Here is a 16408-nt window from a genome sequence, read left to right on the forward strand (position 1 = left end):
CCGCAACGACGTAAGGGGTCAGCATGTCTCAAATCGCCGAACCGAAGAATATCGAGAGCAACGCCGATAAAAAAAGTCGCGCAGCACAGCAGCAAAGTGCCAAACAATTCCTCGATAATCTAACCGCTCAGCAATTTCCCAACTCCCGCAAAGTCTACCTACAAGGCGAACATTCCGGCGTAAAAGTCGGTGTGCGTGAAATTTGCCTCGGCCAGAGCCTCGTCGGCGGCGACGAACAAAACCCCGTGTTCGAACCCAACGAACCCCTGCGGGTATATGACACCGCAGGGCCTTACTCTGACCCGGGGTACACACCCGATATTCGCAACGGCCTACCCAAACTGCGCCAGCAGTGGATCGAAGCCCGTGGCGACACCGAAATTCTCGACACCCGTCAGGCCGCTTACAGCCAGAAACGCATGGCCGATCAGGGCCTCGACCATATCCGCTTTGACAACCTGCCCGCGCCCCGCAAAGCAAAAGCTGGCAAAAACGTCACCCAGATGCACTATGCCCGTCAGGGCATCATCACCCCGGAGATGGAATTTATCGCCATCCGCGAAAACATGGGGCGTGCCGATCTTGCCGCACAACTGAGCGAAGCAGATTATAAAAAAGCCCGTACCGGCATTTATATTCCACCGCAAATTACCCCGGAATTCGTCCGCCGCGAAGTGGCCGAAGGCCGCGCCATTATTCCCGCCAACATCAACCACACAGAGCTGGAACCGATGATCATCGGCCGCAACTTCCTGTGTAAAGTGAATTCCAACATCGGCAACTCCGCGGTCACCTCTTCCATCGAAGAAGAAGTGGAGAAACTGGTGTGGTCCATCAAATGGGGCGGCGACACCGTCATGGACCTTTCCACTGGCCAGAACATCCACGAAACCCGCGAGTGGATCCTGCGCAACAGCCCCGTTCCCATCGGCACCGTACCCATTTACCAGGCCCTGGAAAAAGTTGACGGCGTTGCCGAGGACCTCAATTGGGCAGTCTTCCGCGATACCCTGATCGAGCAGGCAGAGCAGGGCGTCGACTACTTCACCATCCACGCCGGCGTGCTTCTGCGCTACGTACCGCTCACCGCCAAGCGCGTTACCGGCATCGTCTCCCGCGGCGGCTCCATCATGGCCAAGTGGTGCCTCGCACACCACAAGGAAAACTTCCTCTACACCCACTTCGAGGATATTTGTGAAATCTTAAAAGCTTACGACGTCAGCTTCTCATTGGGCGACGGCCTGCGCCCCGGCTGTATCGCCGATGCCAACGACGAAGCCCAGTTCGGTGAATTACGCACCCTCGGTGAACTCACCGAAATCGCCTGGAAACACGACGTACAGACCATGATCGAAGGCCCCGGCCATGTGCCCATGCACAAAATCCGGGAGAACATGGACGAGCAACTGGAACACTGCCACGGGGCCCCCTTCTATACCCTCGGCCCCCTGACCACCGACATCGCCCCCGGCTACGACCACATCACCTCCGGCATCGGCGCCGCCATGATCGGGAGCATGGGCTGTGCCATGCTGTGCTATGTCACACCCAAAGAACACCTCGGCCTGCCCAACAAAGAAGACGTAAAAGAAGGCCTCATGGCCTACAAAATCGCCGCCCACGCCGCCGACCTCGCCAAAGGGCACCCAAGGGCGCAGATGCGAGACAACGCCCTCTCCAAGGCTCGCTTTGAATTCCGCTGGGAAGACCAGTTCAATCTCGGTCTCGACCCCGAACGCGCGCGCATGTATCACGATGAAACCCTGCCCAAAGAATCCGGCAAGGTCGCCCACTTCTGCTCCATGTGCGGCCCGAAATTCTGCTCAATGAAAATTACCCAAGATGTCCGCGACTATTCCAAAAAATTAGAGGCAGCAAAACAGGAAGCAGAAGCCAACAAAGGAATGGAAGAAATGTCCATCAAGTTCAAAGAACTAGGCGCAGAGATTTACCACAAGGGTTAACCTTGGAATACCGACGTGGCAGAGCGGAAACTGAATATCGCAGTAGCGGGAGCCGGCCTGATGGGCCGCCTTCTAGCCTGGCGTTTGTCTGAAAAAGGCCAGCAAGTATCCCTGTTCGAATCCGGTAGCCTGGAAAAACCTGCGGGCGCCTGCCATACCGCCGCCGGAATGATCTCGCCTCTGTCCGAACTGTTCCACTGTCCACTTCCCATCTACCAACTGGGCATGCAAAGCCTGCAACTCTGGCCAAGCTGGGTAAGCCGACTGGAACAAGTGACCGGCACCAACGTCGATTACCGCGAGAAGGGCAGCATCCTTATCGCCCACCCACAAGACCGCAACGAACTCCTGCAATTCCAACAGGAACTCGACGCAAAGCTAGGCTCAGAAAACCGCGAGCAACTGCAATGGCTGGACAATAACTCCCTGCGACATCTGGAACCCGAACTCGAACGCTTCGATCACGGCCTGTTCCTCGCCAGCGAAGCCGACATCGACAATCGCAAGCTGCTCCCCGTGCTGTTGCAGGCACTCAGGCAAAACCGGGTACAGCTGCACGAAAACACCCCGGCAGAGTGCGCCCCCGGAACAGTACACAGCGCGCATGGCACAGAGTCGTTTGATCTCGTCATCGACACCCGCGGCCTAGGCGCCAAGAAGCAGATCAGTGGACTGCGCGGTGTCCGTGGCGAAGTCATGGTGGTAGAAACCCCCGAAGTGCAACTCAACCGCCCCGTGCGCCTGTTGCACCCCCGGTACCAACTCTACGCCGTGCCCAGAGCCAACAACCAGACCGTCATTGGCGCCACTGAAATTGAAAGCGAAGATTTGAGTCCAATTTCGCTCCGCTCCACCATGGAACTCTCCAGCGCGCTTTATTCGATCCATCCGGCCTTCGCCGAAGCGCGCGTTATCGAAACACGCGTCAACTGCCGCCCAGCCACCATGGACAACCTGCCGGCAGTGGAGAGTGAACCCGGACTGATGCGCATTAACGGCCTTTTCCGCCACGGCTATCTACTGGCACCGACGTTAGTGGCACAGGCTGAAATCGAAGTTTCCCGATTAACCCAAACCACACAACAGGTGACCTGATGCGACTACTGGTCAACGGCGAAGAAACCCATATTGAGAATGAAAAATCATTGTCGGAATTGCTGCAACAGCTCGGCTACCGCGGCGAAACCTTCGCCGTGGCGCTAAACGGTGATTTCGTCCCGCGCGGGAATTACCCGCACACTTTACTGAGTGCCGGTGACTGCCTGGATATCGTGGCACCGGTGGTAGGAGGCTGAGCGGAGAGAAGACATGAACGATAAACTGAAACTCTACGACAAGGAATTCGACAGTCGCCTGCTGGTGGGCACCGCGCTCTATCCGTCGCCGGCGATTATGCGCGAGTCCGTCGCCGCCTCCGGTGCGGAAATCATCACCCTGTCCCTGCGTCGCCAGAGTCCCGCACAGCAGCAGGGAAAAATGATCTGGGATTATATTCAGGAGTCCGGTTGCCAGCTGCTTCCCAATACCGCAGGTTGCAAGACCCCAAAAGAAGTCATCGCACTGGCGGAAATGAGCCGGGAAATTTTTCGCACCGACTGGCTCAAGCTTGAAGTGATCGGCGATGACTACAACTTGCAGCCCGACCCCTACGGTCTGGTGGAAGCCGCGCGGGAATTGGTCGGGCGCGGCTTCAAGGTTTTGCCATACTGCACCGATGATCTGGTGGTATGCCGCAAACTGCTGGACGTGGGTTGCGAAGTACTGATGCCCTGGGGCTCGCCCATCGGGACCGGCCGCGGATTGATGAACAAGTACAACCTGCAGACCCTGCGTGAGCGTCTGCCGGATACCCCGCTGATTGTCGACGCCGGTATCGGTGCACCGTCCCAGGCCTGTGAAGCCATGGAGATGGGCTTCGATGCAGTGTTGCTCAATACGGCAATCGCCAGAGCCCAGAACCCGGTGCTGATGGCGGAGTCCTTCAAACTGGCGGTGGAATCTGGACGCGCCGCGCGGAATGCCGGCCTGATGCGCAAACGCCAGACCGCCAGCCCCAGCACGCCCACACTGGATATGCCGTTCTGGCAGCAGACCGTGAGCGCCAGCAAGGAAGGCGAAAAAGCATGAGCGCAACAGAACAGCAACGGCCGATCGTCTGGACCATCGCCGGCAGTGATTCCGGTGGTGGTGCCGGTATTCAGGCAGACCTGCTCACCATGCATGACCTGGGTGTGCACGGTTGCAGTGTCATCACCGCCAACACCGCACAGAATACCCTCGGGGTGCCGGCCGTTAATGCGGTTTCCGATGAGGTGCTGCAATCGCAACTAGACGCATTGCTCGTCGATCTCAAGCCGGCAGCGATCAAAATCGGCCTGCTGGCAAACGCCGGGCAGGTGCGGTTGGTAGCAAACTTTCTGCGCACGCTGGAATCCGCTGGTAATCGTATTCCCGTGGTCTACGATCCGGTCGCCGTGGCCACCAGCGGCGCACAGCTGACCGAAGACAGTACCGGCGTTGCGGTGCTGACAGACTTGTTGCCCCTGTGCAATCTGATTACGCCCAACAGCGTTGAGCTGGCGTGGCTGGCGCGGACTCACGTTGACAGTGCCGAGACCATACTCAAGGCGGCGCGCAGCGTACGGAGCAACCACGATACGGCACTACTGGTTACCGGGGGCCACTTCGAGATCGAGCCGGGTACAACCTCCGACCTGTTATGTACCGGTCATGGTGAGCGCGCAAGCGATGACTGGTTGATCGGTAAAAGAGTCGATACCCGCAACGCTCACGGTACCGGCTGTACTTTGTCCTCTGCGATAGCGGCATTGCTGGCCCTAGGCTATCCGCTCAAGGATGCCTGTGTTGTGGCCAATGCCTATGTACGGCGCGGTTTGCGCCTCGGCAATAGCGATCATATTGGCGCAGGCCCAGGCCCGGTGGGGCACTGCGGCTGGCCGGATGCGCTAAAGGACTTCCCTGAAGTGTTACTCACCGGCAGTGAGCGGGCAAAACCGTTTGGCACCTTCACCGAATCGGCGGCGGCCAATTTTGCTGCGGAGTTTGCGCAGCCGGATTCGACCCGGCTCGGCCTCTACCCGGTGGTGGATAGCGTGGACTGGATTGAAAAGCTGGCAGAGGAAGGCGTACGCACCCTGCAGCTGCGTATCAAGCATCCGGACACTGACCTGCGGGAACAGATTGAGCGCGCAGTGGCCATTGGCCGCCGCTACCACCTGCGTCTGTTTATCAATGACCACTGGCAACTGGCAATCGAGAGCGGGGCTTATGGCGTGCATCTCGGTCAGGAAGATCTGCAGATGGCGAATTTGCAGGCGATTCAACAGGCAGGCCTGAAGCTCGGCATCAGCACCCACGGCTTCTTTGAATTGCTCTATGCCTACCAGTTCCGTCCGAGCTACCTGGCCATCGGAGCTATCTATGCCACCAGTACCAAGGATATGAGCGGCCAGTTACAGGGGCCACAGAAGCTTGCGCGTATGGCCGCGCTGCTGCCGGACTACCCGTTGGTGGCCATTGGTGGTATCAATCTGCGGCGTGCGCCGGTAGTGGCCGCCAGTGGCGTGGGCAGTATTGCAGTAGTGACCGCAATTACCGAAGCCCCCGACTATCGCGCAGCTGTGGCACAATTGCAGGCTGTACTGGAGTCCCCCTGACCGGAGTGCCGTCATGTTGAGCCGTAAACAGCTGCAGCGCTACAGCCGCCAGATTATGCTGCCGCAGGTCGGAGAAACCGGTCAGCAAAAACTTGCCGGAGCAAAAGTCATGATTGTGGGGCTCGGCGGTTTGGGAAGCCCCGCCGCGTTGTACCTGGCAGCGGCAGGCATTGGCGAGCTGCATCTGGTGGATGGCGACCGGGTGGAAATTTCCAATCTGCAACGTCAGGTGCTCTACAAAACCAACCACCGGGATAAAGAAAAGGCCCAGGTTGCCGCCCAGCAATTAACCGCAGCCAACCCTGAGATCCGGATTCACGCCCACAGCAAAATGGCGGACGCGGCGTGGCTGCAGGCGCAGTTACCTGCGCTGGGCATCGACCTGGTGCTGGACTGCACCGATAACCTGGAAATCCGTTACGTCATCAACCGCGTTTGCAGGGCGACGGGGGTGCCGGTGGTGATGGCGTCAGTGCGGGGCTTTTCCGGACAGCTGGTAAGCTTTGATTTTCGTGAGGCACGCGGCCCTTGCTACGCTTGTCTGTTTCCACCTCAGCAACCGGACAGCGACCTGCCAGAAGTGGAGAACTGTTCCACCGTGGGCGTGATCGGGCCGGCGCTTGGCATGATGGGCAGTGCCCAGGCTCTGGAGGCGATCAAACTTTTAGTGGGCCTGCCACTTTCCAGTCACAATCGATTGCAACTGTTTGAAGCCGACCGCCTGGAGTGGCGCGCGCTGGCGTTGCCGGTCAATGGCGATTGCCCGGTATGCGCTCAGGAGTAGCGTCCAGCAGGCTGGCTTCACTGGTGCATTGCAGAGCATAACAGCCGGCGGGGAGAATTCCCGGCCTTGCGGCCGGGGTTGATGCAATGAATGGGCTGGTCTCTTTCTGAATATCGTGCGGGTGGAATCAGAACTGCGCGGCTGCGGTGAGCCAGAGTTTATTGGTGTCCACGCTGAAATCATCCGCGGTGTAATTGCTGTATTTCATGCTGAGATTGACTCCCGCGAGCTTGCCCGCCACCAGAAAGCCAGCTTCACTGCCAAGCGTGTCCATTCCAGAAACGTCGCTGTCATCAGAGCTGAGCTGGTGGTAGTTGAGCGCAAACTTGACGCCGCCCACACTGGTACCGACCGTCAGGTAAACATCTTCGATACCGCCGCTGATATTGCCGGTACCACCCCCGAGGAACTTATCGCTCCACCCCTGGAACTTGTGCAGGGTGGCCAGGGGGGTGATGAACTGCCCATTTGCCCCATCCGCCCCCAGCAGCTCATAGCCTGCGGCAACCGTCACCGCCCCCAGTTTGTAAGTACCTTCCGCCAGTACATAGTCCGCATCGTAATCTGCTGGGTTATTGGCCGCTGCGGACTGGGTGGCATATTCCAGTGCATAGCCCAGCGCTGCCTGACTGCCCGCAAAACGCACGCCGTAGGTATCGGTGGAGAATGCTGCGGCATCTTCGTTGTCGATCAGGTAGGCGTAGCCGCTCAGGGTGCCAGCGGAGAAGCCAGTGTACTTGCCGTTTAACAGGTAGGTATCGCTTTCGTGGTCACCTAGGGGGCTGGCCTCACCAAAGATACGATTGACGTTGTCGACGTGTGCCAGGAACAGGGTGGTATCGGCGAGGCTGGTATTGGTTACGCTGAAGGCGTCATAGGTCTGTTCGTTCTGGCGGAAACCCACACCGCCTACAAAGCGCTGATTGTCCAGAAGGATGCGCTGGCGGCCGTACTTGAAGGTGGTCGCGCCGGTGGCGTAGGCCAGGTAGGCCTGATTTACCTCGGTGCCTTCCGGGTCGCCGACACCGCCCTCGAAATCGCTGACATGGGTCACGTCATCCATTTCGATCAGGGTGCTGAAGCCCTCGTAGGCAGCCGATGAGAAGGTGAGGCGGGTCTTAACGCTGGTCAGGTCTACATCGTTGCCATCCACATCCACCAATTCGGTGCGGGCGCGGAAGCCGAGGGTGACGTCGCCCTGTGCCAGTGCATCGGCGATACTGGTTACGGTGGGCGCCTGCTGCTCAGTCATTTCCTGAGCGAACACGGGCGTGGAAATCACGGCACCGACGGCAATGGCCAACAGGCTCTTGGATACGAGGGCTTGGGAGGTCAGTTTCTGGTTTTTCATTTTGCTTTCCTGCTAAATGGAGTCGTTGAAAATTGTCGTGTTCCTGTGGCCGGACTTATGTAATTTCGGCACAGGGATCACCGTCCGACACCGGCAAGTGGTGTCGGTCGGATACAGCATCAGGGTCGGAATTGCGCAGAGATGAAATCAGGCCGCGTTATCGACGGTTTCTTCCTGCGCACTGTGGGCGGCCGCCGCTGGTGCATCGACCTTGCTCGGGGTTGCCTTGCGTGCCGGAACATCCGGCTTGCTGTGGCGCTCGTGCAGGAACTTCAGCACCTTGGCGCGATACTGGTTGTAGAGCGGGTCGTCCGCCAGTTCCAGGCGGTGGCGCGGGCGCTCGAGGTCGACACTCAGGATTTCGCCAATGGTTGCGGCGGGGCCGTTGGTCATCATCACAATGCGATCGGAGAGCAGTACCGCCTCGTCCACGTCGTGGGTGATCATGATTACGGTGTTGTTCAGTTCCGCCTGGATTTCCATTAGTGAATCCTGCATGTGTGCGCGGGTGAGCGCATCCAGCGCGCCGAAGGGTTCATCCATCAGCAGGACCTTGGGTTGCATGGCGAGTGCGCGTGCGATCCCGACGCGCTGTTTCATACCACCGCTAATTTCCCCGGGGCGCTTGTGCATGGCGTGGCTCATATGCACCAGTTCCAGGTTGTGCTCGATCCACTGGCGTCTCTCCGCTTTGGATTTGCTGCGACCGAATACCTGCTTAACTGCCAGCTCGACATTTTCGTACGCGGTGAGCCAGGGCAGCAGGGAATGATTCTGGAAGACCACGGCGCGTTCCGGGCCTGGTTCAGTCACTTCCTTGCCGCTCAAAATCACGCCGCCGCGGGTCGCCTGGTAGAGTCCGGCAACCACGTTCAGTACGGTGGACTTGCCGCAGCCGGAGTGGCCAATCAGGGAGACAAATTCGCCCTGGGCGATTTTCAGGTCGACATCCCGCAGGGCTGTAAAAGGGCCCTTGGGGGTCGGGAATTCCATGTCGATGTGACTGATGTCGAGAAGTACGCTCATCGGTTCATTCTCCGTCAAATTATTCGTTTCGTATCTTTTCGGCGTGGCTTACTGACTGGCCGAGTTGTCCCAGGAAACCAGTTTCTGCAGGGCCAACATGCCGCGATCCAGAAGGAAGCCAATAAACCCGATCACCAGAACGGCCGTCATGATGCGCGCGAGAGAGTCGGAACTGCCATTCTGGAATTCGTCCCAGACAAATTTTCCGAGTCCCGGGTTCTGTGCGAGCATTTCTGCGGCGATCAGTACCATCCAGGCCACACCCAGGGACAGGCGCATACCGGTAAAAATCATTGGCACGGATGCGGGCAATACAATTTTCTGAACATGGCGCAGTGCGGGCAGGCGCAGTACCTTACTGACATTTACCAGGTCATTGTCGATGCCGGCTACGCCCACCGCGGTGTTGATCACCATGGGCCAGATACAGCACAAGGTGACGGTGATCAGTGAGTTCAGGAATGACTTGGCCACAACAGGGTCCGGCGAGGTATACAGCGCGGACACGACCATGGTCACCAGCGGCAGCCACGCCAGCGGCGATACCGGCTTGAAGATCTGGATAATCGGGTTGATGGCACTGTTCAGGGTTTTACTCAGGCCGATGGCAATACCCAGCGGGATGGCGATGGCAACGGCCAGCAGGAATCCGCTCATCACCGTCACCAGACTGGTTATGATCTGGTCAAGAAAGGTTTCCTTGCCGGTATAGGCGCGAATCTTCGGCGTATAATTCGGATCCTTGGCGACGCGTTCTGCGTTGCGTTTTTCCTGGCGTTCGTAAAACGCCTGCTCTTTTTCTCGTGATCGCTGGTGCTCATCATAGAGTGCCTCAAATTGCTCCATCACCGCCGCGGGGCCGGGGAACTTACCCAGAGAGGTATCGATTTTCTGAGCGGTGAAAGACCACAGAAGCAGGAAAACTAAAATACCAATCAGGGGCAGAGCCACCAGGCGAGTGACATTGCTCAGCCACAGTCTGCTTGGCTGTGGCAACCTGAAACCGTAAAACTTTCCGGTGTTCACAGTAGTAGTGTTCATCTTCTGTTACCTCGGCACGCGGATTAAGTGCATTCGTTGCATATTCAAGTAGGTGTTGAACAGTTTCTTTAGTGCCGAACCGGGTTAGCCTGCCAACCCGGTTCGCACTGGGACGGTTAGAGTTTCTGTCCGGATTTCAGGCCAATGGCGAACTTCTCGATATATTCATTGGGCTTCTGGCCGTTGTAGACAATGCCGTCGATAAAATGGGTCTGCGGGTTGCGGAAGCCATCTTCGCTGGTGAAGTCTGGGAATTGCTCGGCAGTGGCCAGTTTTTCTGCGATCAGGGAATTGGCGGCGGCCTGGTAAATATCCGGGCGGTAGACCTTGGCTGCCAGCTCCTTGTACCACTCGTCCGGCTTGTCTTCAGAGATCTGGCCCCAGCGACGCATCTGGGTGAGGTACCAGATGGCATCAGAGTAGTAGGGGTAGGTGGCGTTGTAGCGGAAGAAGACGTTGAAGTCGGGCACTTCGCGCTTGTCACCCTTCTCGTATTCAAAGGTTCCGGTCATGCTGTTGGCGATGACATCGTAGTCCGCACCCACGTAGTTGGACTGTGACAGGATCTTTACGGCTTCCGGGCGATTCGCGTTGTTGTTCTCATCCAGCCACATGGCGGCGCGAATCAGGGCGCGGGTAATCCGTACGGTGGTGTTGGGGTACTTTTCGGCGAATTCCTTGGTGATACCAAATACCTTCTCTGGGTTGTCTTTCCAGATCTCATAGTCGGTAACGACGGGTACGCCAATGCCTTTGAATACGGCTTGCTGGTTCCAGGGTTCACCCACACAGTATCCGTAGATAGTGCCTGCCTCCAGAGTGGCTGGCATTTGCGGCGGCGGGGTTACCGAGAGGAGTGCATCGGCGTCGATCTGGCCAGAGGTGTCGCCTTTGTGCGGCGCGTAGTAACCGGGGTGGATACCGCCGGCAGCCAGCCAGTAACGCAGCTCATAATTGTGGGTGGATACCGGGAATACCATGCCCATATTGAAGGGCTTGCCATCCGCCTTGTATTTCTCCACCACGGGTTTGAGCGCATCAGCCTTGATCGGGTGCACCGGGCGGCCGTCATCCATCTTGGGAATGTTCGGCTTCATTTCTTCCCAGATCGCATTGGAGACGGTGATACCGTTGCCGTTCAGGTCCATGGAAAAGGGGGTGATGATATCGGCCTTGGTGCCGAAGCCCATGGTGGCGGCTATCGGCTGACCCGCCAGCATGTGCGCGCCATCGAGACGGCCATCGATAACGCCGTCCAGCAGAACTTTCCAGTTCGCCTGTGCTTCGATGGTGACGTAGAGACCCTCATCTTCAAAAAAGCCTTTTTCATAGGCGATGGCGATGGGCGCCATATCGGTGAGTTTGATAAAGCCGAAGGTCAGCTCTTCTTTTTCCGGGTAGCCGAGTTCCTCTGCACTGGAGGACACGGCGACCGAGGAAAATCCTACGGCCAGTACCAGCGAAGCGGCGAGTTTCTTGAAGGGCTTTTTCCATTGCATGGTGATTGTGCTCCTGGTCATTCTTAGGTTTTCAGTTGTGTTCGCTCGAAAATCTGGCAAAAAAAAACGCTCACCGATGGCCTGCCCGGAAGGGCAGGGTCGGTGAGCGTCTCTGCTCGTAGGCATTGTATTTGGATGCCAGATTGCTTGTTACTCGGGCGGCGGATGGCCCGCTTGATCAACAGAAATCCAGTGCCCTGTTGAGCCGCAGTGATTTCATCGGGGTGGTGTATAAGTGGTCGGCCCCACTCCCTGTCGATCTCCTCTGGCATTTATCTAGCAGGGTTTGTGCCAAGTTTTGGACGTTGGGGGATTTATTGTTTTGTGGCTTGTATGGTTTAACCGACTTGAGGCGGGCCGTGTCGCTGCCTCAGGGCGTAAGCCTTTGTATTGTTTTGAGATTTTTTGCGAGGCCGTGCGCGGTCGGTGGCCATCTGATCGCGTGTGTCTCGCCTGGTCGCAGCGATTGCGGGTGCTTGTGTGATCGTCAGTCACTGAATTTTTCTGGGCTTTATCCGGGCCTAATCCGGGGCTAAATAGGTGCACAGACCGGGCATGGCGGAATGAATTTGGTGCATGGTGAGCGCTTAGGGGCTGTGTGATAGCGCAAGGCAAGGCGCTGGAGAGGCTCGGACTGGTAGCAATGGACGCTGGCAAGAGTGGGGATTGGCAGGCAAAAAAATGCCGGGCCTTGTGGCCCGGCATGACGACAGGTTTTGTCCGCTTCGTATCAGAAGCTGTAGTTCAGGGAGGCGCCGATTAGCCAGGCTTCGAGGTTGGTGGTGCCACCATCGAAGTAGGTGCCAAGGCCAACACCCGGTACCAGCGGAAGGGCCTGGAATTCCTGAATAGGTTCATCATCGCCCCACAGGTACGCGAGGCCACCGTCGATACTCAGCTGGTTGTTCACCTTGTAAGTGCCGCCAAAGGTCACCCACTGGCGGTCGGCGTCAGGAATGGACAGTGTGCGCCAGGTAACCGGGAGTCCGTCGGGAAGGAAACCTACTGCCTGTGACTCCGCAAGTGCGTCATTGTTAAAACCATCGCGCGCTGCGCCATTGTCGTAGGCATAGCCTACGCGCCAGGTCACTTCATCGCAGGGGTAGTATTCGACACCCAGACTATAGCGCCAGCCGGTCTTGAAGTTCTCTTCCTTGATCTTCAGCGGGTTGTAGTCCGGCACCGGGTTGCCATTGACACGCTGATCCGGGAAGAAGGCTTCCAGACGCTCAAAATCATCCCAGTCGGTCCACATTGCACCGAAGGCAACGCCCCACTCATCGTGGAAGCGGTGGTAGATACCCAGCTCGAAAATGTCGGGCAGGTCCAGGGTGAGGTTAGCGCGCTCGTTATTAAACGGCAGGCCGGTGGTCGCAGAGCGCAGCAGGTCTGAGTCTACGTCTGCGTCAATTTCCGGGTCCAGCTCGGACTGGTAAGAAACGCCAATATGCGTGCGTCCGTCGACGCTGCGCCAGAGTGCGCCGATGCTCCAGCCCACATCCCAGTCGTCACCCTCGGCGTCGAGAAGTTTTGCATTGGACGCCGGCCCACCCAGGATTTGCTCCGCGAGCGGGTCGAGGACAAAGTTATTCGGTACTTTGCTCTTCAGCGTGGCGTCCGCGTACAGGAAATTGACGGAAACGCCCACACTGAACTGGTTGTTCCAGTCGAAAGCCACCGACGGTGCAATATTGACCGATAGCAGTTCGGTCTGGTCCGCAATATGGGTGACCGGCCAATCGGAATCGAAATCGGTTTCCAGGCCGTAGTCGGTGTTCATCGCCAGGCCGAAAGACCAGCAGTCGTCCAGCGGCATGGCAAAATAGGCATTGGGCACAAAGGCGCTACTGGCGTAGTCGTCGGCCCTGTCAAATACCGAGGCTTCCAGGTTCGGGCCGGCGGCGGTGAGAGAATAATAGTCCGTTGTGCCGGCGGCATCGATTTCCGGATTGACGTAGGTAACGCCGACCGAAAACGCCATTTCGTTAAACAGCGCAGAGCCTGCCGGGTTACGCGCGAGAATAGCCGCGTTGTCGCCGATGGCGTTTTCCGCAGCGAACGCACGACCCAGGCCCGATGTGCTGGATTCTTGAAGCGCGAAGCCCGCTGCCAGGGCGCCGCTTGAGAAAGTACCGCCGGTGACGGCGCAGATAGCCGTGGCCAGCGCGGCTTTACGCAAAGATTTGATAGTCATGAGGTCCCACTCAATTGCTGAAAATTATGCCAGCGGGAAAATGACCCTTTACTGGCGAAGAAGCTTTTCCAGAAAGTTTTTGCTTCAAGCAAACAAATTCCCAGTAGCTTGATTCTAGCAGTGCGATTTTTACGCACGTGGAGAATGCGGCGACTTTATAGTGGCCTGTAGCGGAAAAATCTACGGGTTGTCGTAAATTTTTTGGAAGATGAGAGAAATTTTTTCTAATTAATTTTCAGCGGGGACTTCTTTGCCATCGATGGATAATTTTGTCAGGGTAATTTGGTAGCTTTTGCCATTATCTTCTTGCTGCCAAAGTTTTACCAAAGCGTAATTCCATTTTGGCGCAAACCAGATATTGGTGACACGTTCTGCTCCAGCTTCGCGCACACGTTCAACCTTGACGGTTTCGATCACACCCATTGGCGTTTTGATATTTTCTGTGCCGGCGACACGGAATTCGTACTGGCGAATTTTACGACCGTCGGCCACCTGGTATTTCAGCGGCGTTTTCTGATTGGCGACATCCACCGCCAGTTGCAGTTGATAGCTGATCTTGTCCTGTAAATTCGCTGGCGCTTTTTCGATGCTGCGCGACTTGTCGTAAACATTGACGACACGGCTGGCGTTGTCTTCAAAACTCAACGCGGTATGCCGATCCTTGCCGAGGCCGGATTTCTGGTAGTCGTAGTGTTGCGGTATCAGCTGCAAACCCTGCTGCGCAAAACGGGAATACTCTTCAATTTTTGCGAACATCGAGTGGGCCGAAAAATCCAGGCGCCAGCTGGCGGGCGAACCTGTGAGCTTGCGTTCGGCGGTTACGGCGAAGCCACTGAACTTGGCTTCATAGGTGGCGGAAAAGGGAAGGAGTACCTTGGGCGCGATTTCGTGGTCTGTTTCAGCCTGGCTGAAGGGGGCAATGGAAAATAGGGTGAGAAACGACAGTAACAGGGTGTTGCCAATCGCTTTCTTTCGCAGTGCGTTGTGAGTCAAGAGTCCACCTCCGGCCTGAAATTCTGATTGTGGGATTCAGGCCGAAAGTGTAGTCGGCCTGTCAGTCGAGGCGCTTGCCGCTGCGGGGCAGTAGCTCGCCATCCAGTAGTACGCGATCGCCGTCCATTGTCAGCCGCCCCTGGGCGAACCAGCGGGCAACCAGCGGATACATTTTATGTTCCTGCACCTGAACACGCTGTGCAAGGGTTTCCGCGGTGTCACCGGCTTCAATGGGCACGGCGGCCTGCAATACGGGTGGGCCGCCATCCAGTTCTTCGGTGACAAAGTGCACGGTGGCACCGTGTTCGCTGTCTCCGGCGTCCAGCGCACGCTGGTGCGTGTGCAGGCCCTGGTACTTGGGCAACAGAGAGGGGTGAATGTTCAACAGGTGGCCGCTGTAGTGGCGTACGAAGTCGGGAGTGAGAATGCGCATAAAGCCTGCCAGGATCACAAGATCCGGCTGGTAGCTATCAATGCGCTTGACCATCGCCTGGTCGAAGTGCTCGCGATCGGAGAAATCCCGGTGGCTCAGTACCTCGGTGGCAACGCCGGCATTGCGCGCACGGGTGAGGCCGTAGGCATCCGCTTTGTTGCTGATGACCGCCTCAACCGTGTACTCGCACGCCCCACTGGCGGCGTCGTCGAGGAATGCCTGCAGATTGGTGCCACTGCCGGAAATCAGTACCACGACGCGGCACCGCGCCGCAGCGGGCGCGGGTGAAGATTGGGTAGACATTGTCGGATTACAGTCCCGCCAGCTCGACCGCTTCGCCGTCGGCGCTCGTGGCCGCTTCGATGCTGCCGAGGATGAAGGCATCTTCGCCCAGTTCTTGCAACTTGGCGACCGCCTTGTCGGCATCGGCTGCGGGTACACAGATCACCATGCCAACACCACAGTTGAAGGTGCGGTACATCTCGCGGCCTTCGATATTGCCGGTTTCCTGCAGCCAGCGGAATACGGGCGGCAGAGCCCAGCTCTTGGTGTCGATCACCGCACGGGCACTCTCGGGGAGCACGCGGGGCAGGTTTTCCAGCAGGCCGCCGCCGGTGATATGGCTCAGGGCGTTGACCTGGACTTCCTTCATCAGTGCCAACAGGCTCTTGACGTAGATGCGGGTGGGCGCCATCAGGGATTCGGCCAGGGTTTTGCCTTCGAGGTCCTTCTGCAGGTCGGCACCGCTGATCTCGAGCACCTTGCGAATCAGGGAATAGCCATTGGAGTGGGGGCCAGAGGAGCCCAGGGCAATCAGTTTGTCACCGGCCTGCACTTTGGAGCCGTCGATGATCTCGGATTTCTCTACCACGCCCACGCAGAAGCCGGCCAGATCGTAGTCGTCACCCTCGTACATACCCGGCATTTCGGCGGTCTCACCGCCCACCAGCGCGGCACCCGCCAGCTCGCAACCGCGGCCGATACCGGCCACCACGTCTGCCGCAATATCCACATTCAGCTTGCCGGTGGCGTAGTAATCCAGGAAGAACAGCGGCTCGGCGCCGGCGACAACCAGGTCATTCACGCACATGGCCACCAGATCGATACCGATGGTGTCGTGGATGCCCAGGTCCATGGCCAGACGCAGCTTGGTGCCCACACCGTCGGTGCCAGACACCAGAACCGGCTCTTTATAACCGGTGGGCAGCTCACACAGAGCGCCAAAACCGCCCAGACCGCCCATCACTTCCGGGCGTGCGGTGCGCTTGGCCACGTGCTTGATACGCTCGACCAGCGCGTTGCCTGCGTCGATATCGACACCGGCGTCTTTGTAGCTGAGAGAGGGGCTGGAGGAGTTCGGCTTGGAGTCACTCATGGTTCAACCTGTAAAGGGCCTGTTTGGAAGGGCGCGTATTCTAGTAGAAATTTACCTGAATGTGCGAACTG

At 57.7% G+C, this 16408-nt stretch carries 14 protein-coding genes; 6 read left to right on the plus strand and 8 right to left on the minus strand.

Annotation, left to right across the window (positions count from 1 at the left end; genetic code table 11):
* The first annotated feature begins 23 nt into the window (after positions 1-23).
* Genes thiC through AU182_RS07575 form a run of 6 tightly spaced genes read left to right on the plus strand, consistent with a single transcriptional unit; the run spans position 24 to position 6425 of the window.
* Entirely contained in the window at positions 24-1964 is a 1941-nt protein-coding gene (gene thiC, locus AU182_RS07550; RefSeq protein WP_066963145.1) for a phosphomethylpyrimidine synthase ThiC, read from the plus strand.
* A gap of 15 nt (positions 1965-1979) precedes the next feature.
* Positions 1980-3059, plus strand: coding sequence for a glycine oxidase ThiO (gene thiO, locus AU182_RS07555; protein WP_082859292.1), 1080 nt, complete (start codon positions 1980-1982; stop codon positions 3057-3059).
* Positions 3059-3259, plus strand: a complete 201-nt coding sequence (gene thiS / locus AU182_RS07560; RefSeq protein ID WP_066963148.1) for a sulfur carrier protein ThiS — start codon at positions 3059-3061, stop codon at positions 3257-3259. The genes thiO and thiS overlap by 1 nt, the downstream gene beginning before the upstream one ends.
* Positions 3260-3272: 13 nt before the next feature.
* Entirely contained in the window at positions 3273-4091 is an 819-nt protein-coding gene (locus AU182_RS07565; protein WP_066963150.1) for a thiazole synthase, read from the plus strand.
* Positions 4088-5641: a thiamine phosphate synthase gene (gene thiE / locus AU182_RS07570; RefSeq protein WP_066963154.1), complete on the plus strand. Its 1554-nt coding sequence runs from the start codon at positions 4088-4090 to the stop codon at positions 5639-5641. The genes AU182_RS07565 and thiE overlap by 4 nt, the downstream gene beginning before the upstream one ends.
* Before the next feature lie 13 nt (positions 5642-5654).
* Complete coding sequence (locus AU182_RS07575; RefSeq protein WP_066963156.1) at positions 5655-6425, plus strand: HesA/MoeB/ThiF family protein; 771 nt, start codon at positions 5655-5657, stop codon at positions 6423-6425.
* Positions 6426-6552: 127 nt separating this feature from the next.
* On the opposite strand, the gene AU182_RS07580 is transcribed toward AU182_RS07575, so the two are convergent.
* The 8 genes from AU182_RS07580 to purM all read right to left on the minus strand — a co-directional run bounded on the left by AU182_RS07580 (position 6553) and on the right by purM (position 16337).
* Entirely contained in the window at positions 6553-7776 is a 1224-nt protein-coding gene (locus tag AU182_RS07580; RefSeq protein WP_066963159.1) for an alginate export family protein, read from the minus strand.
* A 147-nt stretch (positions 7777-7923) separates the two neighbouring features.
* Positions 7924-8802, minus strand: a complete 879-nt coding sequence (locus AU182_RS07585) for an ABC transporter ATP-binding protein (protein WP_066963162.1) — start codon at positions 8800-8802, stop codon at positions 7924-7926.
* Positions 8803-8850: 48 nt separating this feature from the next.
* Entirely contained in the window at positions 8851-9843 is a 993-nt protein-coding gene (locus AU182_RS07590) for an ABC transporter permease (RefSeq protein WP_066963165.1), read from the minus strand.
* 116 nt (positions 9844-9959) lie between these two features.
* Positions 9960-11342 carry a CmpA/NrtA family ABC transporter substrate-binding protein gene (locus AU182_RS07595; RefSeq protein ID WP_066963168.1) on the minus strand — a complete coding sequence of 461 codons (1383 nt, stop codon included), beginning with the start codon at positions 11340-11342 and terminating at the stop codon, positions 9960-9962.
* A 730-nt stretch (positions 11343-12072) separates the two neighbouring features.
* A complete protein-coding gene (locus tag AU182_RS07605) occupies positions 12073-13536 on the minus strand; it encodes an OmpP1/FadL family transporter (protein ID WP_066963173.1) in 1464 nt (487 codons plus the stop codon).
* A 228-nt stretch (positions 13537-13764) separates the two neighbouring features.
* Complete coding sequence (locus AU182_RS07610; RefSeq protein WP_227718170.1) at positions 13765-14529, minus strand: DUF3108 domain-containing protein; 765 nt, start codon at positions 14527-14529, stop codon at positions 13765-13767.
* Between the two features lie 61 nt (positions 14530-14590).
* Positions 14591-15265, minus strand: a complete 675-nt coding sequence (purN, locus tag AU182_RS07615) for a phosphoribosylglycinamide formyltransferase (protein WP_066963176.1) — start codon at positions 15263-15265, stop codon at positions 14591-14593.
* 7 nt (positions 15266-15272) lie between these two features.
* Positions 15273-16337: a phosphoribosylformylglycinamidine cyclo-ligase gene (gene purM / locus AU182_RS07620; RefSeq protein WP_066963179.1), complete on the minus strand. Its 1065-nt coding sequence runs from the start codon at positions 16335-16337 to the stop codon at positions 15273-15275.
* Between the last annotated feature and the right edge of the window lie 71 nt (positions 16338-16408).

This window comes from Microbulbifer sp. Q7 (genome assembly GCF_001639145.1).
Taxonomy (GTDB): domain Bacteria; phylum Pseudomonadota; class Gammaproteobacteria; order Pseudomonadales; family Cellvibrionaceae; genus Microbulbifer.